Below are 22,876 nucleotides of genomic sequence, written 5' to 3'. Positions count from 1 at the left end.
GGCGTTTCTGAAATCCTTCTGAAAACGTCCGACCCTACGTTCGTCTGTAGGGGCCGTGTCAACCGGACGTGATAGGGATGGTAGACGCAGCGGTTTTTCCGGTTTCACGCTGCGGCCTAAAACGCCTAGGTTAGAAAGCATTACCTATCCGGCCCCACCCCTCTGGTTGCGATCTGGTGCAACACGGTGATGCAACGTCGACTGCACTGAACTAAAAAATGCAAAGGGATATCAATTGAGCCGATCTTCCCTGAGTGCAGCCTTTGGAAAAGAGGACGGTTTCGGAGCCTTGTCCATGCGCGGAAATAAACAGGCGAATACGGGGCCTGAAAATTCTCAAAGTGGCGATAGTGCAACGGCGCGGCCCGCCTCCGGGGTTGCGTTTTGCTGTCCGTGAACTGCAATGTCTCGAAGCACCGGAGCGCGTGCGAATGAGCGCGTGGATCACCTCATGGCGCTCGGAGCTTCAGGGGAATCCGCCGCCCTCAACACTTCATACCAAACAGAAACATGGAGATGCCGAAAACGCCATCCTAGTGGAATCATCGTCCGCGCTGAGAGATTGCTTCTCATCAAGCAGACGGGGCGACTGCAAGGCAGGGCTTGCTAGGCGACTGACTCCTCATCTCAAAGCTCAACGTAACAGCAATTCCATAGTATCGGAATGGCTTACCTTCTTTTAGTCAATCTAAATAGGATCACCTATGAAACTTATGCTACCGACCCTGTTTGGGATACTTTTGGCTACGGCTGCAAACGCTGCCAATGATAGTCATGTACTAGCAACCTTTCCCGAGATTGCGCTTGCACTGACTACCGGCAAGCCAGTGGACGTTATGGTCGATTTAAGTTTGTGTACTCCGGGGACCGACGATACACCGCCGACGAAGACGCGCGGAGGCATTCGCATAGATGGGTATAGAATCACTTCTGACGGCACCCTCGCTTTTGCGGATCAGCACTTTACGATTGATCGTGACGGTAAGCCTATTCTTCAGTTTCTTCGCTACCAAATCCGGTTGGACGGTGACGCCGAACTGACTATGGTCGTATTCAACATGCCAAGCTACGAGAGAAAAGGTACCAGCTTGGCCTACAAGTGCGCGATCAGTCACGGGTTGAGTTTCTTCGCTCCATAGTGATCTCTGACTCCTGTGTGACGCCAATCAGAGTTGGCTTAATCTGCCCGGCGAGGCAATTTGCAGGTGGTGGTTCGAGTTATGAAAAAGGTACTCGTCATAGCGCAAGCGCTCGTTTTAAAATAAAGGCGCTGGCCATGCGATTGATCTTGGCTGAGCGGGCGCCGATCGCCTTGGCGGTATCGCGCCAGGTTGCGGTCATGGTCGCGACCTCTTTGATTATCGCGCGGGCCTGCGGCAGCGTGAGAGCGCGAAAAACTCCGACGCGGCTTCCAGCAGATCGAGCGAGCAGGTGCCCTCGTCGAGATGGATGTTCGCCGTCAGCTCCCGAGCCTTCAGATCGGTCGGAACGGGTTTGAGGTCGTATGCCGGCGAGAGCGACCAGTCCGCCTTTCCCAGTCACAGGAAACCGTGATTGCGCAGGTGATCGTCGACATTGGAAATCAGCACATGGAAGACGACACGCCGATAGAGGACATGGGCGTCCGTCTTACCTTGGGCGCCGTGTTTAGCAAGGGCATCGACGATCTCCGGAGAGCTGCCGCGCTCGCCGCCCATCGTCGCCATCGTCGACAGGAACGGGGTGCGGATCGCCCCTTCGCGATCGAAGCGTCGCGACAACATGACGGCCTTGCCGGCGAGGTCGATCAACTCGTGCCGAGGAGTGGCGATACCTGCCTGGCCGGCCAGCCGCAGCGCGATCTCTTCCCAGCTCTCCATGCTGTAGTCGTTGGTCTCCTTCGGGAATTTCGCGATTGAGAGTCGACCATGTTGGTCGATGACCGAGGCCTTCGGGCAGGCATCGCCAAGGGAGGAGCCTGGGGCAAAGATGAGCTGCAGGCCTTCATCTTAGCGGCATAATTGCGGGTGATAGCAATGAAAGCTCAATTCATGAGGTTTCTTTCCGCATCCTTCAACGAATCCCTGCCTCGACGAGGGTGCAATCTCAAATGTATCGTGAAAGCGGTTCGGCCGACCAGGCCCAAGTGGTAGAGCCGGAGCCATATTGGAGGCTGATCTACGAAGGGAGAAAAGCAGCAGACTGGCATCCCACAAGGCTCTCTCGGCGTTGGATGCAATGCCGAACGAAAAACTCATTTTCCGCCTGAATTGCTCGCCGAATTCGCGACGCACTTGCCATTCGGCAATCCATTGGAAACGGCAGATAATCTCACGAATTTTTCAGCTCGCAAGTCGCCAAGTGCGGGTGCGGTTTAGGGTAAGCGCGCAATACCCCGCACCTTTTTCCGTTGAATGAGCTGAGGCATTTGGTGTCCACCTAAAATGAGGTGGACGCCAAATCATGGAAGATGATCAGAAACTGCGTGTGAGGCTTATAGGCCGGAACGGGCGACGTCGTTTTGATCCGGTATCGAAGGAGCGGCTTGTCGCAGCCTGCCTTGAGCCGGGGGCATCGGTATCGAGACTTGCGCTCGAACATGGGGTCAATGCCAACCTCCTTTGGAAATGGATAGGCAAGTGAGTACTGACCGGCCCAATGCGCTTCGGACCGAGGAAGCTAAGCGCTTGAGCACCGAACGTCCGGTTTAAATGCGCAAAAAATGTCGCCAAGGTTGTACTCATGATCCGGACGCCAAGGTTTCTTGGATAGCAGGTCGCATATTTCGCATGAATCTTGCGATCAGAGCGGATGTTCATCGGACTTCTTTTGGGGTATTGGCATTTTGCCCTGGTCGTTGACACTATCGCCACCCCGTGTCAGCGATACGCCCTGTCACCAACTTAACCTTTGGTGACAGGGCTAATATTCAATAGATCCCCCGACCCTCAATTAGTTTGGCTAAATAGAGCACAAGCTGCGCTTGGCGGCTGGCCATCAGTTCTTTTGAACGTTTTCGAACGGCGCCTGCTCAAAATTGCGAGCTTCGATCAGCGCTTCAATAATCGCAATAGTCAGGCGCATGGTACAATAATCGGTGCTCCATCGATGACCTTCGGATGTCGAGCGCAGCAAATCCAGTCCCTGGCCGACACAATCTCCTCGGCCCGATTAATCGCCCATTCCATAAAGGTTTTTGAACCTGATCGTTTTTCCCGATAACCACAACTATCCGTGTTGCCTCCGCATTTCTAGGACGGGAAGAAAAACAAGCAGTTAAGGCGCAGCGCGTCGTCCGCTGCATGCCGGGTAACGCTATTGCTCTAAGATCACGCAGCACCAGTTCCACACCTTGCTGCTTTCAGCGAAGGCACCGGTCCGCGACGCACAACCGACCTCATCTAGCTTTAGATCAAACAATATCAGATGCACCAACCTGCCATTGTAAAAATAGGGTTCCTCTTCGTTGCTAATTGCGTTCGCGTTTCTTGTAAGGAGATGGAGCCGCTGGCCGATAGCGGCGCGAACAGTTTCTGCAATCCGACTGGGGACCTATTGACGTATCGTGGGAACATGAGTGCCAGCCGTCCAAGACAGCCCGTTCATGAATGATGCGAGGGGCGAGCGCGGCAGAATGGCCAGCCCCGCTCAAAGATGTTTTCAGCCAGCTGTTCAACACGGTTACGACGAACCGATCCTGTGCAGCACGCCTTTATAGCGAGCTCCTGAGCTTGAAAAGCGATCTGGATGACTCGTATCGATCCGTTCTCTTTCGAGCAGTGAATCCGGTAGCCGTCGCAAAACACTACTGAGCAAGCGAGCGTGGAACCGGAAAGTCTAATACTTTGCTTGTGTAACTTTCTACCAAGGTACTAAACGGCGTGCCGTCAGGAAGTTTCAGCACAGCACGATGTTCGAGCAGGAATGGCGGCAGGGTAGGAGATCCCCTTCCAGACGCAATCAAGCCGTCCATGTCCCAGCCTTCTGATAGAGGAGACCAGAGTAACTTGGCAGATAGATTGGTGCGTGTGAAATTGAGAGCCAGAACGGCTCTGCCAAACGCGATATCGCTGGTATTCAATGCCTGATTCATCTCGGCCGTTAATCTTGCCGGCACATACCAATTGTCGGCCTCGGACAAGACGCGGTCGCCGCAGACTAGGCGAACGCGGCGATAAGCGATCGGCTCGTCGGGTCCGACGGTCAGTAGTTCACGGATATGATCATCGGCCGGCTTGGCTTGCCCGCGCACACGCTGAGCTAGGATCTTGGAACCTTCCGGTGCGAGCTTGTGCCCGGCGCACCAGCGGTCAAGGGTCAACGTAGCACTGGCGTTACTCAGGAGATTGGCATTCAAGGTCTGGAGAACCGCAAGCGCTTCCACTTGAGATGCCGGCGTGTTCAACCACTGAGACCCTATAGACGGTTCTTGCGCAATTGCGATCTGGGTGCCCAGCACGATGGAGGCCGCTGCAAGTGCGGCGATTCGAAAGCATTTCGAAGGGCATAATGACACGGAGAATGAAATCCTTTGTGGAGCAAATTTGATGGGCGAACCCTGCGGTCAAATTGCGTTGATTTTGGGAGGCGAGCGCGCGTTGTCAGCATATATGATACCGGCAGCAAGATCTGGCCTGCGCCTTGGGCGCACCGTATACCGGTCAGGTTCCCGATTGACTTTCTTACCATCTTTTGATGTTCCTGCCGCGCAGGTTCGCACCTGTTGAAGCCTAGGTGCCCGAGCCGTTCTTTGCTTGCGTCACATCGATGTTGTCCATGATATCCTCCGTCCACTCGCCGACCTATAGTTGGAATTTGCAGGTGTTGACGAGTGAGATACCACGTTGGTTTTCGTCCAGCGTGGCGACAATTTTCATCATGGCACTTGGAAATCCAATGGACTTGGGTTTCAAACCAGGAGCGCGGCGGCTGGTTGGATTTCTCCCAAATCTATCGAATCGTTATTCTCACTTGCGAGTCAGCGCTCTTGGTCTTCCCCCTCGCGCGTTGCAAGATGCTCGTATAGCTGGATCGGATAAAATAGTTCGCAACCGAACGCAAAATCCAAGAGCAGTTGCTCGAAAAAGGACCTCTTCGTCGAAGTCGGGCGCTGCTGCCGGTCGGGCGATAGTTGTAGATCAGGCAGGGATACGCCGTCGATAGTTGCCAATCGCAGATGCGAGTAGCCCAGGCGCTTATCTGATTTCTTTTGGTGCCCCATGTCATCGTACTCCTTATGTAAGCTTACCGACGATATGTGCAGTCCATCAGCAGTATAATGATTACAGGAGACCAAAGATTGGTTTCAAATGTAACCGAATAAGCCTGCTGTACGTAATGGCAATCGGTCGATATCAGTCGGCACAGCCACTCGTCTTGCTGAGATGCAATGTCGACGTGTAACCAAAATGACTTTGATGGAAGTCGACTTTGAAGCCTGACCGACGCCGGCTAATCGAAATCTGCAACTGCTGGAACTCGGAAGCGGCCAAATCCCTCGAGGACCGAGCGCCGGCCGAGGTGCTTCGAAAGAAATCACTTATTCAAATAAGATGTGCGAATAGCTTTGGCGCGCCGCATGTCGCGCTTGGAGGTGACGCCGACCGATGCTGCGCCGCCGATGGCCATCCAACGCGCAGGTCAAATGATGAAGCGGCGAATCACCGAATTCGCGTCAGCGTGACCGGGCAAACAGGCTGTCCTGCGCCATCTTCTGGCCACTGAGGAAAATCGCGCTCCTGCGAGAGCGCATGTTCAAGATATTCATTAGCTATGGCCTCTATGAGCTCTACGTGCCGCCCTGCATCAATATTTGGCAACTGGCTGATTGCGAGATCGTGTTTGCGCGCAAAACGAATTGCGCAGCGATATCCGTCGATATCTTCCAAAATCGGTCGAGCGGCAGGGTAGTTCCAGAGTTCCGCCAACTCCTCCAACAACGAGGGGCGATCTTCCCGGATGGCAAACATTTCCGCAACGCGTTGCTTGGCTCGGGTGAGAAAGGCGTCCGAATCCCCAAGACGTAGCCGCTTGACATGCCATTGAAAACCCGATCTCCAAAACGGACTTTTAGCCATGCAATTGAGAAGCGAAATCGACCCGCCCTCGAGAATAAGACCCTCTTCGGACTTCCGCCAATCCACTTCGAATATGAGTCGACGATGGGCACTCTCAGCGTCAAGGATGCCCTCGGTGAGGGGGCGGGAATCCAAATATATTCTCCGCGTTGATTGCAATTCCGATTCCAAAGGTCTTCCGCTACCTGTCGCGATTTGAGGACAGCATTGCACACGATCAAGGGCAACCACCGGCCACCCGGTTTCTTGTGCGATTTGGATCGCCATGTCCGTTTTGCCGCTGCAAGTCGGTCCGTAGATGAGATGGAGTAACATGTGCGCCTCATATAAATTTAATGGGATATCCCATCTGTTCCAAACCAGATTTTTCAATTCGGATTATGATGTTTTACTGCATGATTTTTACCAGCTTTACGCAATCTGCTGAACTAATATCGCGCTACATTTGTAATCGTACATTTTTGACGTTGCCGGCTCATTCGGCCATGAGAGTTTCCATCCCGTTGTCCTCCTGAACAATTGAGGAGTTTGGCCCCGACACCTGCTTATGGTGAATGCAGCGGACCCCGTTAACGCAACGTCGAAAAGCGGATAGGCGATTTGAGTAGGGAAGCCACATCGGCCGCGCGGTATGCTCCGTCAGCACCTGACAGTTCGTGTTGCAGCTTTGCTTGGTCACTGAAACGAAAAATGCCGCTGAAGAATATTTAACGGATATGCACACGAAAAAGCCGGTTGGGTCTCATATGCGCTGACGTCCTGGCTTCGTTTCGAAGCCGACAGCCTCTAAGGTGGTACGAACACAGACCTAATATCCGCTAGTGTCCGCGGCAGCCGCCACGGCAGTTCTCGCTGCGCATAGCATAGCAACTTGCCCTGTCGACGCATGATCAGCCATATTGTTAATGTCGACGATTTCATTTTTCTCGGTGCAAACGGCGACATCCCGACCATATCGATCCTACCAGCCACCGCGCGGAGTCAAAGAACACCTCGGCAACCGGAAACATCCATTGGAATGCCGAGGCTGTGTTTCATTTGAAACACACTGAGTCGACGTTTGTTGCTTCAAACCCATTTACAAACCCTACTGTGCGGCCTAAGGGCCACCGGGGTGGGACTGAGCGCTGGTACGAGGACGTAAGTGCGGATGAATGGAAGGTATTCACCGTCTCGGCAAGATTTCAAGACAGGCGCCAAGCCTTGGTCTATCCTGGCCTTGGTAGTTGCTGCAATGATTTTTGCCTTGATGGCGATTACGTCTTGGCAGGACAATGAAACCAATCGGGCGATCCTGACCCAATTGCGAGCTATTAACATCGACAGTGCTTCGCTGCAGCGGGATGTACTCCGCGCGGAAGCGGGTGTGGTGGCGAACTACCGGCCCATTATCTCCAGGTTGGGAGCTTTGCGGAAGAACCTGGAAAATTTGAAGCGACTATTTAAACAATCTCATCTTGTGATCGGCAATGATTTCTCTCAACTGCTCGACAAGCTAAAGGTGTCCGTGGATACGACCGACGCGGCCGTTGCAGCCTTCGGAGCGCAAAACGTGCTCCTGCAAGATTCGCTTGCCAGCTTCACTCGCGCGCTTAGTATTCTTCCCAAAATGTCGTCGACGGATCAGACGGTCGAAAATTCGAACGAATTGGGCAGCCTGATGCTGCAGTTTGTGCGTCAGCCAAGCCCAACACTCTCGTTGGAGATCAGTCACGAACTCGACATGCTCCAAAAAGCTAGCGGTGGGGCTGAAGTTCCTATCCGTATACTTGCACGCGAGGGTCGCGTCATCTTGTCGCTTTTGCCCCGTGTGAACGATGCCGTAAACATGATTCAGACCTCCGACACCGCTGAAATTGCCGAAAGATTGGAGCGCAAGTGTTTGGAGGCCTATAGCTTGCAAAGCGTGAGGGAGCAGCGGGCACGGATCTTCTTGGGTTCCGTTTCGGTGGGCCTTTGCATCTACATCATCTCACTGGTCTATAGGCTGCGTCGGAAAACGGCTTGGTTAACGCGGCGTTTGGATTACGAAGAGGTAATCAAAGAGATTGGGGTTTGTTTCGAGGGGCGAGGGGCCACAGCGTCGTCCCTCAATTCGTCCGCGCAAGCTGCGCTTGGAATTATTCAACGCTTCTTTAATGCGGAATCGTGTGCACTAGCATTGGTGGACCATGGTGACAGGTGGGCTGTCGAAAGTTTCGCTGCGAAGCTGCCTGAGCCCGTCTGGGAGGACCTCGCGCTACGCGAGATGGTTTCTCTTGCCAGAGCGGATGAGCGTGCGTCAGTATTCCGCATCATGTCGACGCGAAAGGTCAGCTGCCTTCCTCCGGAGACTCCGGGCGTTTCTATGCTGCTGGCACACAAATCTACGGATCAACTGATAGCGATTTGTTCCCTCGGTTACCAGGGCTATCGTCTGAAATCTTGTCCAGGCGAAGTTCAGCTTCTTGAACTCGCCACCGCCTGCCTCTGCCACTATATCGATGTTCGGCGTAAGCAGACCGAATGCGATATTCTGGAGAGGCGATTAGAGCATGCGGAACGTCTTCAGGCAGTTGGTACACTTGCTGGTGGAATAGCGCATGAGTTCAACAACATTTTGGGAGCAATCCTCGGGTACGCTGAAATGGCGCAAAACATGCTGCGTCGGTCATCTGTCACCCGAAGACACATTGACCAAATTATTTCGTCGGGTGACAGAGCCAGGCTCATTATCGATCAGATCTTGACTCTAAGTCGAAAACTAGAACGCGTGACAAAGCCGTTCAGTGTCTCCGAACTCGTAATGGAAATTGCTCCCTTATTGCGTGTTGCATTGCAGCGCAACATCGAGCTGAAGTTCAAGTTTGACGACAAGAAGAGCGTAGTCGAAGGAAGCCCGCTAGAGGTTCAGCAGATGCTGATGAATCTTTGCAAGAACGCTTCCCAGGCGTTTACCGCCGATGGTCAAATCGACATCATCGTTAGCCGAATTTTTGTATCTCGACAGAAAGTACTGGCGCATGGTGTTATGCCAGCTGGCGACTATGTTCTTCTTTCTGTCAGCGACGACGGTGAAGGCATTGCCGAAACTGTGCTCCCCCACATTTTTGAGCCTTTCTTTACAACACGCTCTTGCAGCGGCGGCACGGGTCTAGGTCTTGCTGCCGTGCACGGTCATGTCAGCGCGCTTGCAGGATATATTGACGTTACTTCAGCCGTAGGGCGAGGGACGCGCTTCGACATTTATCTACCTCCTTCCTCGAAGAAGCCCGTCAGCCCGGACGCGTTTTTTGGGCCCTGTAAAACACCGCGAGGCAACGGAGAAATTGTGGCATTGATTGAGCCAGATCCTGTCTTGCGGGAGGTGTACGAAGACAAGATCGCCGCTCTGGGCTATGAGCCGGTGGGCTTTAAGACATGTGCAGACCTTTGCAATTGGATATCAAAAGGCAAGCAAGCCGATCTGGTTCTAGTTGACCAATCGTCTCTTCCCGAGAATCAGAGTGCTACTGCTTTGCACGCAGCCTTCAAGACGGCGTCCATCATCATTGGAGGAAGTGATCTTAAAATGTCACTTTCCAGCGATGACATGACGTCCGCGCTTTTTCTGCCCAAACCTATATCCTCCAGGACGATGGCCTACGCGATTCGTACCAAGATCAAAGCCTAGAGTTGAGGATGTTTTTCAGGAGACTCGACCAGGGTAATCAGCACGTCTGTTCGGCGCGCCTATAGCTATGGTTTCTCGCAATCGCTTTGGGCAGTCGGTTGTGGCGGTGCGTCTTCTGAGACCCGAAGGTTGGCGATTATCTGCTGGAGGTCTTCGATACCGTCTTCGAAGAACAAGACATATGTTCGCTGAGCTCGGACATAGGATAGTCGGCATAGGCGGATACCCTCGCCACGCAAATGGCGCGATCGACACCCTGATCGGAGCCTGCGAAGTGCCACAGTTTATTGAAACCATCCCCCGTTCATTCCGCCCTGGAATTTCACTTCGACGGCATTCTAGATCCTCGCCGTTGTCTTAGAGAGCCATCTTTCGTCGCCGCACCCTTAAGTGCATGGAAAGCCGTTTTCGCTTCAAATGAAATCGAAAAGAAGAAAACAAAAATCCTAGAGTAACCGACCCTCCCGATAATCGTGAACATCAGATGACAGCATTTCTTCCGACCGAAGTGGCTGTGTTGGTTATGAGCTTGGGGAGATGGGGAATGTTGAAGGCAACAGGGCCGCTGTCGATTATCTTACTGGCCTCCACGTGCCCGTCGAGCGGTGCTGCCCCACTTTCATTTGCTGAGTTCAATAATTTTGCACGCGAATGCGCTCCATCCGTTGCTCCATCTACGCTTGCAGCGATCGCTCAGGTCGAAAGTCGCTTTGATCCGCTTGCTGTGCATGACAATACCACCGGCGAAACGCTTCACTGGCAGAACCAGGCTCAAGCAACGCAAGTCGTGATGGACCGTCTCGAAGCACGGCATTCGCTGGATGTTGGGCTCATGCAGATCAATTCCCGGAATTTTTCCGTGCTCGGTCTGACACCTGACGGAGCCCTTCAACCTTGCACGTCATTATCTGTCGCCGCAAACTTGCTTGGGAGCCGCTACGCTGGCGGCAACACGGCTGACGACGAGCAATTGTCGCTTCGTCGGGCAATCTCCGCCTATAACACCGGTGATTTTACGCACGGCTTCGCGAACGGCTACGTGCGAAAAGTTGAAACGGCCGCTCAACAGCTCGTCCCCCCGTTAACCGCGCGTCCAAAAGATGATCGTGAGAAGCCGGGATCCGAGGAAACATGGGATGTTTGGGGGGCATATAAGCGTCGTTCCCCGGAGGGCGGATCTGGCGGATCATCCGGTCCGCCTCCGCCGCCAGACGAGGACAACCGCAAATCCGAAGACGACGATCAACTCTTGTTCGACTTAAATCAAGGAGGTCCGCAATAATGCGATGCTTTGAAAGATACCGTGTACATCTGAATCGCCTCTCGCTCTCGAACGCGGTGATGCGCATGGTATCCGGCTATGCGCCGAGCGTGGTCGGTGCAATGGGGTGGAGCATTTTCTCCTCTGGGCCGGCCGCGGCCCAATCTGCAGGTGGCGGCACTGACCCAGCCACAATGGTTAACAACATATGCACGTTTATCCTTGGTCCGTTCGGCCAGTCACTCGCTGTTCTTGGCATCGTGGCCATCGGAATCTCCTGGATGTTCGGTCGCGCTTCACTCGGTCTCGTTGCCGGCGTCGTCGGCGGCATTGTCATCATGTTTGGAGCCAGCTTCCTGGGCAAAACGCTGACTGGAGGTGGCTAATGAATGATCGTCTGGAAGAAGCAACCCTTTACTTGGCGGCGACACGGCCCGCATTGTTTCTTGGCGTGCCGCTGACGTTGGCGGGGCTACTCGTGATGTTTGCCGGCTTTGTCATCGTCATCGTTCAGAACCCGCTGTACGAAGTCGTTCTCGTGCCCTTGTGGTTCGGAGCGCGGCTTGTGGTGGAACGAGACTATAACGCGGCCAGCGTCGTTCTTCTTTTTTTGCAGACGGCGGGAAGGAGCGTTGATGGTCTGATTTGGGGCGGCGCAAGCGTTAGCCCAAATCCAATCAAGGTTCCCGCGCGAGGGAGAGGAATGGCGTAATGCTCGGAGCAAGTGGCACAACCGAAAGGTCTGGCGAGGTCTATCTACCCTACGTCGGGCACCTCAGCGACCAGATTGTCCTTCTAGAAGATGGATCGATCATGACGATGGCGCACGTAAGTGGCATGGCCTTCGAACTCGAAGATGCCGAAATGCGCAATGCACGTTGCCGTGCATTTAATACGCTCTTGCGCAATATCGCTGATGATCATGTGTCAATATATGCTCACCTCGTACGTCATGACGATGTGCCGCCGTCACCCGCGCGACATTTCCGCAGCGCTTTTTCCGCCAGTCTGAGCGAAGCTTTTGAGGAGCGCGTTCTCTCCGGCAAACTCCTTCGCAATGACCACTTCCTTACGCTGATCGTGTCTCCCCGGGCCGCGCTTGGCAAAGTGAGGAGAAGGTTCACCAAACGCTACAGACAAAAAGAAAACGATCTCACAGCTCAAACCAGGAACCTGGAAGATCTCTGGCATCTTGTCGCTGGCGCTCTCGAAGCGTACGGCCTGCGTCGTCTTGGTATTCGTGAGAAGCAAGATGTGCTTTTTACGGAGGTTGGAGAAGCTCTGCGGCTGATAATGACTGGTCGATTCACGCCGGTTCCCGTCGTTAGCGGTTCGCTCGGCGCCTCGATCTATACCGACCGAGTTATTTGCGGCAAGCGGGGACTCGAGATCCGAACACCAAAAGATAGTTATGTGGGATCTATTTACTCGTTTCGCGAATACCCCGCAACGACGCGACCGGGTATGCTCAACGTGCTACTGTCTCTCGATTTTCCGCTTGTTCTGACGCAGAGCTTCTCGTTTCTGACTCGCTCGCAAGCCCACTCGAAGCTCAGCCTCAAGTCCAGCCAAATGTTGAGTTCTGGCGACAAAGCCGTCACCCAAATCAGCAGATTATCCGAGGCGGAGGACGCACTAGCGAGCAACGAATTCGTTATGGGGGCGCATCATTTGAGTCTTTGCATATATGCAAATGATCTCAATAGTCTTGCAGATAGAGGTGCCCGCGCCCGGACGCGATTGGCGGATGCGGGAGCTGTTGTTGTCCAAGAGGGCATCGGCATGGAGGCGGCTTATTGGTCGCAGCTGCCAGGCAACTATAAGTGGCGCACGCGTCCGGGAGCGATCACATCGCGCAACTTCGCTGGTTTAGTCTCATTCGAGAATTTTCCCGAGGGATCCGGCTCAGGTCACTGGGGCAACGCGATTGCGCGCTTTCGTACCAATGGTGGAACCCCTTTCGACTACATCCCGCACGAGCACGATGTCGGCATGACGGCGATATTCGGTCCCATCGGGAGGGGTAAAACGACGCTCATGACCTTTATCCTCGCGATGCTCGAGCAGAGCATGGTCGACCGCGCGGGTGCGGTTGTCCTCTTCGACAAGGACCGCGGCAGTGAGCTGCTGGTTCGCGCCACCGGGGGAACATATTTGGCGCTCCGTAGAGGAGCGCCGAGCGGATTGGCGCCATTGCGTGGCCTGGAAAATACAGCGGCTTCACATGATTTTCTGCGCGAATGGATCGTGGCGCTCATTGAGAGCGATGGCCGTGGAGGAATATCCCCCGAGGAAAATCGCCGTCTGGTGCGGGGTATCCATCGGCAGCTCTCGTTTGATCCCCACATGCGCTCAATCGCGGGGTTACGCGAATTTTTGTTGCATGGACCCGCCGAAGGGGCGGGAGCGAGACTCCAACGCTGGTGCCGTGGCAATGCACTAGGCTGGGCGTTCGACGGCGAGCTCGACGAAGTAAAGTTGGATCCTTCGATTACTGGTTTCGACATGACGCATCTTCTCGAATATGAGGAAGTATGCGCTGCCGCCGCAGCATATCTTCTGCACCGCATTGGAGCCATGGTTGACGGCCGTCGGTTTGTGATGAGTTGCGATGAGTTTCGCGCCTATTTGCTAAATCCTAAATTTGCGGCGGTCGTCGACAAGTTCCTGCTTACTGTCCGCAAAAACAATGGGATGCTGATACTGGCAACGCAGCAACCTGAGCATGTCCTGGAATCGCAGCTAGGCGCCAGTCTCGTCGCGCAATGTATGACGAAGATTTTCTATCCTTCACCCACGGCAGATCGATCGGCTTACATCGATGGACTGAAATGTACTGAAAAGGAATTTCAGGCGATCCGTGAAGACATGGCAGTAGGTAGCCGGAAGTTTCTGCTTAAACGAGAAAGCGGAAGCGTCGTCTGCGAATTCGATCTGCGGGAAATGCGCGAATATGTCGCCGTACTTTCGGGGCGCGCCAACACGGTGCGCTTCGCGGATCAGCTTCGCAAAGTACAGGGGGACAACCCATCAGCCTGGCTCAGCGAATTTATGGCTCGTTACCACGAGGCAAAAGATTGATCAAAGGTGGGGAACTATGAAGATCATGCAACTTGTTGCTGCGGCCATGGCCGTCAGCCTTCTTTCGGTCGGGCCCGCGCGGGCGCAGTTCGTTGTCAGCGATCCGGCGACGGAAGCTGAGACGCTGGCGACGGCGCTCGAGACTGCGGCAAATCTCGAACAGACCATAACGATGGTGGCGATGTTAACCTCGGCTTATGGCGTCACCGGCCTACTAACTTCGCTCAACCAAAAAAATCAGTATCCCTCGACCAGGGACTTGGACACGGAAATGTTTTCGCCGCGAATGCCAATGTCGACCACGGCACGTGCGATCACCACCGATACAGATCGCGCCGTAGTTGGTGGCGACGCTGAAGCGGATCTGTTGCGATCGCAGATCACCGGTTCCGCAAATAGCGCGGGCATTGCGGCTGACAACCTGGAGACGATGGACAAACGCTTAACAGCGAATGCCGAGACCTCGACACAGCTTTCTCGCTCTCGCAATATCATGCAGGCAACCGTTACCAACGGTTTGCTTCTCAAGCAGATCCATGACGCAATGATTCAAAATGTACAGGCGACCAGCTTGTTAACGATGACCACCGCGCAGGCTGGCCTTCATGAGGCGGAAGAGGCGGCCGCTCAACGTAAGGAGCATCAAAAGACTGCGGTCATCTTTGGGGCCGTCCCCTGAGACTGGGCGACTTATTCGTGCCGCCCATCTGCACATTTCAGGATGCGAGTTCATTGTATCCGACATTCTGCGACAAGCCAGTCAAGGTCAGGTCCAAACGATGAATTTCACGATCCCGGCGCCGTTTACGGCCATTCATACGATCTTCGATCTAGCCTTTACGACAAGCCTGGACACAATGCTTGGGACGATCCAAGAGGCGGTGAGCGCGCCATTGGTCGCCTGCGTCACTCTTTGGATTATCGTTCAGGGTATTCTGGTCATGCGTGGCGAAATCGACACGCGCGGCGGTATCACTCGGGTGATCACGGTCACCGTCGTTGTTGCCCTTGTCGTCGGGCAGGCCAACTACCACGACTATGTGGTTTCAGTCTTTGAAGAGACGATTCCAAACTTTATTCAGCAGTTTAGTGGCAGCGGCCTGCCTCTGCAGACCATTCCCGCTCAGCTCGATACAATGTTCGCCCTAACCCAGGCTGCATTTCAGAGAATTGCATCTGAAATCGGCCCGATGAATGACCAGGACATCCTTGCTTTCCAGGGGGCTCAGTGGGTCTTTTATGGCACGCTCTGGTCTGCCTTCGGAATCTACGACGCCGTCGGAATTCTCACGAAAGTGCTTCTGGCGATCGGCCCTTTGATCCTCACGGGATATATCTTTGATCGCACGCGCGACATCGCGGCAAAGTGGATCGGGCAACTTATCACCTATGGTCTCCTACTTCTCCTGCTAAACCTCGTGGCGACAATAGTCATCCTAACCGAAGCGACTGCACTCACGCTTATGCTTGGTGTAATCACCCTTGCCGGTACGACCGCGGCCAAGATCATTGGTCTTTACGAACTCGACATGTTCTTTCTGACTGGTGACGCACTCATTGTCGCTTTGCCGGCAATCGCCGGCAACATCGGAGGCAGTTATTGGAGCGGCGCGACCCAATCTGCCAACAGCTTGTACCGTCGCTTCGCTCAGGTCGAGCGTCGTTAGGTCCCGCAAAAAATTCACGTCGGTGGAGAACTCTATGAAATATTGCCTGCTGTGCCTGGCTCTCGCTTTAGGCGGCTGCCAGACAAACGATAAATTGGCGAGCTGCAAAGGCCCAATATTCCCGCTGAATGTGGGGCGATGGCAGCCTACGCCGTCAGATCTTCAGCTCAGCAACGTAGGTGGTCGCCATGAAGGGGTCTGAATACGCCTTGCTAGTAGCGCGGGAAACCCTGGCTGAGCACTACAAGGAAGTGGAAGCTTTCCAAACTGCGCGTGCGAAATCAGCGCGGCGCCTCTCCAAGGTCATTGCAGCTGTCGCAACCATCGCGGTTTTGGGGAATGTTGCGCAAGCCTTCACAATTGCCACCATGGTGCCGCTGATCAGGCTTGTGCCGGTATATCTATGGATACGGCCGGATGGCACCGTTGACAGCGAGGTGTCCGTCTCCCGATTGCCTGCAACTCAAGAGGAGGCCGTCGTTAACGCCTCACTGTGGGAGTATGTTCGGCTGCGCGAGAGCTATGATGCCGATACCGCCCAGTACGCCTATGACCTGGTCTCGAACTTCAGCGCCCCAATGGTGCGCCAAAATTATCAGCAATTCTTCAATTATCCCAATCCAACTTCGCCTCAAGTCATCCTCGGCAAACACGGCAGGCTAGAGGTCGAACACATCGCTTCGAATGATGTTACTCCGGGTGTGCAGCAAATTCGCTATAAGCGAACCCTCATCGTTGACGGCAAAATGCCGATGGCGAGCACTTGGACTGCTACGGTTCGTTATGAAAAGGTGACCAGCTTGCCCGGCAGATTGAGACTGACCAACCCGGGAGGCTTGGTTGTCACCTCCTACCAGACATCGGAAGATACCGTTTCGAACGCAGGCCACAGCGAACCATGACGAAAAAAGCATTTCTCACTCTGGCATGTTTACTTTTTGCGGCGATTGGCGCGAGGGCTGAAGACACGCCAACGGCGGGCAGACTTGATCCGCGCATGCGTTATCTCGCTTACAATCCCGATCAAGTGGTGCGCCTTTCAACGGCGGTTGGAGCCACTTTGGTTGTTACTTTCGGGGCTAACGAAACGGTGACAGCTGTTGCCGTTTCCAATAGCAAAGATCTCGCGGCCCTTCCACGCGGAAATTATCTTTTCTTCAAGGCTAGCAAGGTTCTCCCACCCCAGCCAGTGGTCGTGCTAACTGCGAGTGACGCCGGTATGCGACGCTACGTTTTCAGCATCTCTTCCAAGACGCTGCCGCACCTCGATAAAGAGCAGGCCGATCTCTACTATAGCGTACAATTCGCTTACCCTGCCGATGACGCAGCGGCTCGCCAGAAGGCGGCACAAGAGAAGGCTGTTGCAGACCGTATACGTGCGGAAGCGCAATATCAACAGAGAGCAGAGGGTTTATTGGAGCAGCCTGCCACGACCGTTGGTGCCGAGGACAAGAATTGGCACTATGTCGCTCAGGGCGATCGTTCGCTGTTGCCGCTCGAAGTCTTCGATGATGGATTTACGACGGTATTTCACTTCCCAGGTAATGTACGCATACCCTCCATCTACACGATAAATCCGGATGGAAAGGAAGCTGTCGCTAACTATTCAGTCAAAGGGAGCTATGTCGAGATTTCTTCGGTTTCCCGTGGTTGGCGTCTGAGGGATGGCCACACGGTATTATGCATTTGGAATACCGCCTACGATCCCGTCGGCCGCAGGCCGGAGACGGGCACTGTGAGGCCCGATGTGAAGCGCGTCCTAAAGGAGGTGAGAGGGTGAACGACGACAATCAGCAATCGGCGCATGATGTCGATGCGTCGGGGTCCCTGGTCTCCGACACACATCACCGGCGCCTTTCGGGGGCTCAAAAGTTGATCGTAGGAGGTGTAGTTCTCGCGCTATCACTTAGCCTCATTTGGCTTGGCGGGCGTGAAAAGAAGGAAAACGGGGACGCACCCCCGTCAACCATGATCGCCACGAACACCAAGCCATTTCATCCGGCTCCGATTGACGTTACACTTGATCCTCCGGCTGCCCAGGAAGCTGTTCAGCCGACTGCTCCTCCGCCAGCACGAAGTGAGCCGGAACGGCATGAGCCGCGGCCGGAAGAAACACCGATTTTTGCGTACACCAGTGGTGATCAAGGGACCAGCAAGCGCGTTCAACAAGGCGAAACGGACCGAAGACGCGAAGGCAATGGGGAAGACAGTCCTTTGCCGAAGGTCGAAGTGTCCGCCGAGAATGATCTCTCGATACGCATGAAGCCCACCGAGCTGCAGCCCACCAGGGCTACGCTCTTGCCTCATCCCGACTTCATGGTGACGGAGGGGACGATTATTCCATGTATCTTGCAAACGGCAATCGACACCAGTCTGGCAGGCTATGTAAAATGCGTGTTACCCTGGGATGTTCGTGGAACAACGAACAACGTTGTGCTTCTTGATCGCGGCACCACCGTTGTTGGCGAGATCCAGCGCGGTTTGCAACAGGGAGATACGCGTGTTTTTGTGCTCTGGGATCGGGCGGAGACACCCGACCATGCCATGATTTCGCTTGCGTCACCAAGCGCTGACGAACTCGGTCGCTCGGGATTGCCGGGCACCGTCGACAATCACTTCTGGCAGCGCTTTAGCGGGGCCATGCTCTTGAGTGTCGTCCAAGGTGCCTTCCAGGCAGCGAGCACCTACGCTGGCAGCTCGGGTGGAGGGACGAGCTTCAACAGCGTCCAGAATAACGGTGAACAAACGGCAGACACAGCCCTCAAGGCCACGATCAACATACCGCCAACCCTGAAGAAGAATCAGGGCGACACGGTCTCCATTTTTGTCGCACGGGATCTCGATTTCTCAGGCATATACCAGCTTCGTATGGCTGGTCGCGCGGCGCGGGGGCGGGATCGCCGTCCATAACGAATTCAACTTATCACTTACAGATGGAGATACGATACAAATGGAGGTGGATCCGCAATTACGAATCCTTCTCAAGCCAATTTTGGAATGGCTCGATGACCCGCGGACCGAAGAAGTTGCGATAAATCGACCTGGGGAGGCATTTGTGCGCCAGGCCGGCGCCTTCCTCAAGTTCCCTTTGCCTGTCTCCTATGACGATCTCGAAGATATCGCTATTTTAGCAGGCGCGCTGAGAAAACAGGACGTTGGACCACGCAACCCACTTTGCGCAACTGAACTTCCAGACGGCGAGCGGCTGCAAATCTGTTTGCCGCCGACGGTACCGTCGGGCACCGTCAGCTTGACGATTCGACGGCCAAGTTCCCGTGTTTCTAGTCTCAAAGAAGTCTCGTCCCGTTACGATGCTCCGAGGTGGAATCAGTGGAAGGGACGAAAAAAACGGCATGATCAGCATGATGAAGCTATCCTTCGGTACTATGACAACGGGGATCTGGAGGCGTTTCTGCACGCATGTGTCGTTGGTCGGTTGACGATGCTGCTTTGCGGACCCACCGGGAGTGGCAAGACAACGATGAGCAAGACCTTGATCAACGCTATCCCGCCGCAGGAAAGGCTGATTACCATCGAAGATACGCTCGAACTCGTCATTCCACACGAGAACCACGTAAGGCTGCTTTATTCTAAGAATGGGGCTGGGCTGGGCGCAGTGACCGCTGAGCACCTGCTACAGGCTAGCCTGCGCATGCGACCGGACCGAATACTGCTCGGCGAGATACGCGACGATGCCGCGTGGGCTTATCTGAGTGAAGTCGTCTCAGGGCATCCGGGATCGATTTCCACAATACATGGTGCCAATCCCGTCCAAGGTTTCAAAAAGCTATTTTCGCTCGTGAAAAGCAGCGCTCAGGGGGCTAGCTTGGAAGATCGCACCCTGATTGACATGCTCGCAACCGCAGTTGATGTCATCGTACCCTTCCGTGCCCACGGTGACATTTACGAGGTGGGCGAAATCTGGCTCGCTGCCGATGCGCGTCGGCGCGGTGAGACAATAGGCGATCTTCTTAACCAGCAGTAGTTGTGATCCATGTTTCTAAATGCCGCATGGCGCGTTGTAGAATTACGTTTGTAGCAATGCTCAGCAATCTTTGTCATAAAACGGAGACATCTAGTTTGCATTTCTGTCGTGCGCGGTTTGGTCGAAATCTTGCCGAAATGCCCGTGTAGTGAGAGAAAATTGACGAGTGGAGTCTAACGAATACAACCTTTACGTGTATAAATTCTGTTGAGCTGCAAATGGCTGGCCAGGATCCTAGATTGAGAGGTGAACCGTTGAAACACGTTCTTGTCATCGATGACGATGTCGCTATGCGGCATCTTATAGTCGAGTATCTTACGATCCATGCCTTTAAGGTGACTGCGGTAGCCGACAGCAAGCAGTTCAATCGTGTACTCTGCTCCGAGACGGTCGATGTCGTGGTCGTCGATCTTAATTTGGGTCGCGAAGATGGGCTTGAAATTGTTCGTAGTCTGGCCACGAAGTCCGATGTTCCAATCATAATTATTAGCGGCGCTCGCCTCGAAGAGGCGGACAAAGTTATTGCGCTCGAGTTGGGAGCAACCGATTTTATTGCCAAGCCTTTTGGGACGCGGGAATTTCTGGCGCGCATCCGTGTTGCGTTACGCGTGCGGCCCAGTGTCGCGCGAACCAAAGATCGACGCTCATTTAGTTTCGCTGACTGGACACTTAATCTCAGGCGACGCCGCTTGATTTCGGAAGAGGGCAGTGAGGTGAAACTCACGGCAGGTGAGTTTAATCTCCTGGTTGCTTTCCTGGAGAAGCCGCGCGACGTCCTATCCCGGGAGCAGCTTCTGATCGCCAGTCGGGTACGCGAGGAGGAGGTGTATGACAGAAGTATTGATGTCCTCATTTTGCGGCTGCGCCGGAAGCTTGAGGGGGATCCGACGACCCCTCAGTTGATCAAGACTGCAAGAGGTGCTGGCTATTTCTTTGACGCTGACGTGGATGTTTCGTACGGGGGTGTGATGGCGGCCTGAGGTAGAGGTGCATTTCGCCTTTAGCAATCTGTTCCCAACGTGAGCAGATTGCTATGCGGCTTGGCAAAGCTGCCTTTCCTCGGTACTATCCGAAAAACTCAGCACTGCGGAGTGATTGGATGGGTCCTATCTTTTGAGAGATCAGCTGTTCGTTGCCTTCTCCCGAGCAAAGAAACATGCAAGCGCTGCGGTAGCCAGCTTGTGGCCAAAAGCCCGGGCGGTCTCCAATCCCAATGGATCAAAGTGATTGCGAGCGACTTCTATTAGCGAGACCGGGAACATGCGGGAGGTCTGAACGATGATTGATTTTTCGAAAGCTGTGTGAGGGATCGGATAACTCTTCGGAGCCGCACGAAACGATCCATCCGCCAGCATGTTTTCAAAATCGCCAAGCGCACGGCGCAAGATCATTTGTAGCGACTTGGAAGGACTGTATTGCAGGATCAGGTTGTCATATATCTTCGATACTTCAGGCGCGGGCGGGCGCGCTGAAAGGAAGACCTGGATCTTTCCTGGCGCTGTCGTCGAACTCAAAGCATCCACGGTCAGCATCGATTGCTGATCAGAGCTGTGACAACGCTTGGCGGTGGCTGGGGCAGGTCGTCGATCTTCCTCGTCGAGATTTTCAGGCGGCTGCGGCAGGGTCGAGTTTTGGGTGGCAACAGGCAAAGAAGGATGGACGATTTCGGGTCGAGCGGCGGCAAGCCGCCTGGCCTCCCCGACAGACAAAGCGGGTTTGCGAATTCCCATCTTCACCCCTCCAAGGCTTCGCTAACCAATTTGGAGATAGTGACGAGTTCCTCCATGGCGATTCTGAGATTCCGTTCGAGGAGGCGCATTGTCGGATCGGTTCTCATATTCAGCAATGTGAGATGCAACATGCCACGTTCCTTCATCGCGGCAAATGCGTCTCTCTCGTGCATGGGAGACTGTACAACTGGAAGGCTTGCGAGCATGTCCGACATCGCGCGCTGCGATGTGGTCAATCGACCAACCGGCACGCGTTGGCGCAATACGGCTGTCGGAATTGCCAAGTTCTCGCTCAGCAGCAGTTCAATGACATAGCGGTAGGTCGACAATGCTTCATCGATATCGAGCGGAGTTAACATGGTCGGGATCAGAAGCAGGTTTGAGCTGGCAATGATCGTGTTGTTGAGTTCGCTCGAACCACCATGCGTATCGGCCAGCGCATAATCAAATCCCTGGAGTTCGGCGTCCTCATAGGCCGCCTCAAGGAGTGCCATTTCCTCGGCGGCGTAGACTTCGCAGAAGGAGCCCCAGGTATTGCTGCGAAGGGCGTTTTCTTTCCATCGCGTTAGTGGTCGGTTTTCATCAGCGTCGAAGAGAGCCAATCGTTTGCCGTCACTTGCAAAGGCGGCGCAAAGACCCATGAGTGCCGTGGTTTTGCCGGCTCCTCCCTTGAAGGAGCAAAATGTCAGAAGTTTCATGTCCTTATCCTGTCGATTTTGTGAAGCGGAAGTGCGTCTGTACTTTTATTTGTGTGTATGATTTTGCGATCATTCATGAGTAATGTAGTAATTACCTGATTTTATATTTCAATTTTATTGTAAAATAATTTCAATTGTAATAATATAAAAATAAATATCCCTTATGTGTTCTTGATTTCGTTTTGTATATGGCTAGATTCCCATCTGCCACGACGAGGAAATGCTACGGCGGGGCAAGTTCAGATCTTTCCGTCTTCTATGGAGGAAGCTATGTCGCAAGGCAGTAGGCCCACCTCAAGTGACATTGCCGTCAACCAGCGCGAATGCGTGAAGGTTGAAGGCTTCAAGGTCGTCAGTACCCGATTAAGATCGGCCGAATATGAGAGTTTTTCTCATCAGGCACGCTTGCTGGGCCTCTCCGACAGCATGGCCATACGGGTTGCGGTGCGCCGCATTGGTGGCTTTCTTGAAATCGACGCAGAGACTCGTCATAGGATGGAGGCCATACTACAATCCATAGGAACACTCTCAAGCAACATTGCCGCGCTGCTATCTGCCTATGCCGAAAATCCGACAATGGATTTGGAGGCTTTGCGAGCTGAACGTATCGCCTTCGGTAAATCTTTCGCTGACCTCGACGGCTTGCTCCGTTCCATTTTGTCCGTATCACGGCGGCGGATCGACGGTTGCTCGCTGCTGAAAGACGCCTTGTAGCACTGACGTAGCACTTGGCGGGGAACATATTC

General features: G+C 54.0%; 21 protein-coding genes and 2 pseudogenes. 16 read left to right on the top strand and 7 right to left on the bottom strand.

What is annotated here, in order from left to right; all coding sequences use genetic code 11:
• Positions 1-704: 704 nt before the first annotated feature.
• Positions 705-1,139, top strand: coding sequence for a VirK family protein (locus RRU01S_RS18395; protein WP_010891509.1), 435 nt, complete (start codon positions 705-707; stop codon positions 1,137-1,139).
• 97 nt (positions 1,140-1,236) lie between these two features.
• Here RRU01S_RS18395 and RRU01S_RS25480 read toward each other — a convergent pair.
• A pseudogene (locus RRU01S_RS25480) lies at positions 1,237-1,988 on the bottom strand (type II toxin-antitoxin system HipA family toxin); the annotation flags it as partial.
• A 454-nt stretch (positions 1,989-2,442) separates the two neighbouring features.
• On the opposite strand from RRU01S_RS25480, the pseudogene RRU01S_RS25470 reads away from it, so the two are divergent.
• Positions 2,443-2,619: pseudogene (locus tag RRU01S_RS25470) on the top strand (transposase); the annotation flags it as partial.
• A 357-nt stretch (positions 2,620-2,976) separates the two neighbouring features.
• Here the strand turns inward: RRU01S_RS25470 and RRU01S_RS26235 are convergent.
• The 4 genes from RRU01S_RS26235 to tzs all read right to left on the bottom strand — a co-directional run bounded on the left by RRU01S_RS26235 (position 2,977) and on the right by tzs (position 6,371).
• Positions 2,977-3,114 (bottom strand): hypothetical protein, encoded by a 138-nt coding sequence (locus tag RRU01S_RS26235; protein ID WP_165572246.1) that lies wholly within the window; start codon positions 3,112-3,114, stop codon positions 2,977-2,979.
• 670 nt (positions 3,115-3,784) lie between these two features.
• Positions 3,785-4,495, bottom strand: coding sequence for a hypothetical protein (locus RRU01S_RS18385; protein WP_045023280.1), 711 nt, complete (start codon positions 4,493-4,495; stop codon positions 3,785-3,787).
• 462 nt (positions 4,496-4,957) lie between these two features.
• Positions 4,958-5,200 (bottom strand): hypothetical protein, encoded by a 243-nt coding sequence (locus tag RRU01S_RS26230; RefSeq protein ID WP_045023278.1) that lies wholly within the window; start codon positions 5,198-5,200, stop codon positions 4,958-4,960.
• 439 nt (positions 5,201-5,639) lie between these two features.
• Positions 5,640-6,371: a (dimethylallyl)adenosine tRNA methylthiotransferase gene (gene tzs, locus RRU01S_RS18375; RefSeq protein ID WP_010974913.1), complete on the bottom strand. Its 732-nt coding sequence runs from the start codon at positions 6,369-6,371 to the stop codon at positions 5,640-5,642.
• 835 nt (positions 6,372-7,206) lie between these two features.
• Here tzs and virA point away from each other — a divergent pair.
• The 13 genes from virA to virG all read left to right on the top strand — a co-directional run bounded on the left by virA (position 7,207) and on the right by virG (position 20,682).
• Entirely contained in the window at positions 7,207-9,708 is a 2,502-nt protein-coding gene (gene virA / locus RRU01S_RS18370; RefSeq protein ID WP_045231713.1) for a two-component system sensor kinase VirA, read from the top strand.
• Between the two features lie 544 nt (positions 9,709-10,252).
• Positions 10,253-10,990, top strand: coding sequence for a type IV secretion system lytic transglycosylase VirB1 (locus tag RRU01S_RS18365; RefSeq protein WP_045231712.1), 738 nt, complete (start codon positions 10,253-10,255; stop codon positions 10,988-10,990).
• A complete protein-coding gene (gene virB2 / locus RRU01S_RS18360; protein ID WP_010891502.1) occupies positions 10,990-11,355 on the top strand; it encodes a pilin major subunit VirB2 in 366 nt (121 codons plus the stop codon). The genes RRU01S_RS18365 and virB2 overlap by 1 nt, the downstream gene beginning before the upstream one ends.
• On the top strand, positions 11,355-11,681 hold the full coding sequence (locus tag RRU01S_RS18355) for a type IV secretion system protein VirB3 (RefSeq protein WP_010891501.1): 327 nt from the start codon (positions 11,355-11,357) through the stop codon (positions 11,679-11,681). Before virB2 ends, RRU01S_RS18355 begins: the two co-directional genes overlap by 1 nt.
• Positions 11,681-14,050: a type IV secretion/conjugal transfer ATPase VirB4 gene (gene virB4 / locus RRU01S_RS18350; protein WP_045231711.1), complete on the top strand. Its 2,370-nt coding sequence runs from the start codon at positions 11,681-11,683 to the stop codon at positions 14,048-14,050. Before RRU01S_RS18355 ends, virB4 begins: the two co-directional genes overlap by 1 nt.
• A gap of 16 nt (positions 14,051-14,066) precedes the next feature.
• The gene (gene virB5, locus RRU01S_RS18345; protein ID WP_010891499.1) at positions 14,067-14,729 is read left to right on the top strand and encodes a pilin minor subunit VirB5; all 663 of its coding nucleotides are present in this window, start codon (positions 14,067-14,069) and stop codon (positions 14,727-14,729) included.
• Between the two features lie 100 nt (positions 14,730-14,829).
• Positions 14,830-15,717, top strand: a complete 888-nt coding sequence (locus RRU01S_RS18340) for a type IV secretion system protein (protein WP_010891498.1) — start codon at positions 14,830-14,832, stop codon at positions 15,715-15,717.
• Positions 15,718-15,751: 34 nt separating this feature from the next.
• Positions 15,752-15,919 carry a type IV secretion system lipoprotein VirB7 gene (locus RRU01S_RS25460; protein WP_010891497.1) on the top strand — a complete coding sequence of 56 codons (168 nt, stop codon included), beginning with the start codon at positions 15,752-15,754 and terminating at the stop codon, positions 15,917-15,919.
• Positions 15,906-16,619, top strand: a complete 714-nt coding sequence (locus RRU01S_RS18335; protein ID WP_010891496.1) for a type IV secretion system protein VirB8 — start codon at positions 15,906-15,908, stop codon at positions 16,617-16,619. Before RRU01S_RS25460 ends, RRU01S_RS18335 begins: the two co-directional genes overlap by 14 nt.
• The gene (gene virB9 / locus RRU01S_RS18330) at positions 16,616-17,497 is read left to right on the top strand and encodes a P-type conjugative transfer protein VirB9 (RefSeq protein WP_010891495.1); all 882 of its coding nucleotides are present in this window, start codon (positions 16,616-16,618) and stop codon (positions 17,495-17,497) included. The genes RRU01S_RS18335 and virB9 overlap by 4 nt, the downstream gene beginning before the upstream one ends.
• Positions 17,494-18,627 (top strand): type IV secretion system protein VirB10, encoded by a 1,134-nt coding sequence (virB10, locus tag RRU01S_RS18325; protein ID WP_045231710.1) that lies wholly within the window; start codon positions 17,494-17,496, stop codon positions 18,625-18,627. The genes virB9 and virB10 overlap by 4 nt, the downstream gene beginning before the upstream one ends.
• Before the next feature lie 40 nt (positions 18,628-18,667).
• Positions 18,668-19,702, top strand: a complete 1,035-nt coding sequence (gene virB11 / locus RRU01S_RS18320) for a P-type DNA transfer ATPase VirB11 (RefSeq protein ID WP_010891493.1) — start codon at positions 18,668-18,670, stop codon at positions 19,700-19,702.
• 218 nt (positions 19,703-19,920) lie between these two features.
• Positions 19,921-20,682 (top strand): two-component system response regulator VirG, encoded by a 762-nt coding sequence (gene virG, locus RRU01S_RS18315; RefSeq protein ID WP_010891492.1) that lies wholly within the window; start codon positions 19,921-19,923, stop codon positions 20,680-20,682.
• Positions 20,683-20,823: 141 nt separating this feature from the next.
• Here virG and RRU01S_RS18310 read toward each other — a convergent pair whose 3' ends face one another.
• Positions 20,824-21,432, bottom strand: a complete 609-nt coding sequence (locus RRU01S_RS18310; RefSeq protein ID WP_045023999.1) for a conjugal transfer protein VirC2 — start codon at positions 21,430-21,432, stop codon at positions 20,824-20,826.
• 2 nt (positions 21,433-21,434) lie between these two features.
• Complete coding sequence (locus RRU01S_RS18305) at positions 21,435-22,130, bottom strand: conjugal transfer ATPase VirC1 (protein WP_010891490.1); 696 nt, start codon at positions 22,128-22,130, stop codon at positions 21,435-21,437.
• A gap of 270 nt (positions 22,131-22,400) precedes the next feature.
• On the opposite strand from RRU01S_RS18305, the gene virD1 reads away from it, so the two are divergent.
• Complete coding sequence (virD1, locus tag RRU01S_RS18300) at positions 22,401-22,844, top strand: T-DNA border endonuclease subunit VirD1 (protein ID WP_010891489.1); 444 nt, start codon at positions 22,401-22,403, stop codon at positions 22,842-22,844.
• The last annotated feature ends 32 nt before the right edge of the window (positions 22,845-22,876 follow it).

It is taken from the genome of Agrobacterium rubi TR3 = NBRC 13261 (assembly GCF_000739935.1).
Classification (GTDB): Bacteria; Pseudomonadota; Alphaproteobacteria; order Rhizobiales; family Rhizobiaceae; genus Agrobacterium; species Agrobacterium rubi.
The sequence above is the reverse complement of the archived record's forward strand: the minus strand, read 5'-3'. Positions and strand labels throughout refer to the sequence as shown.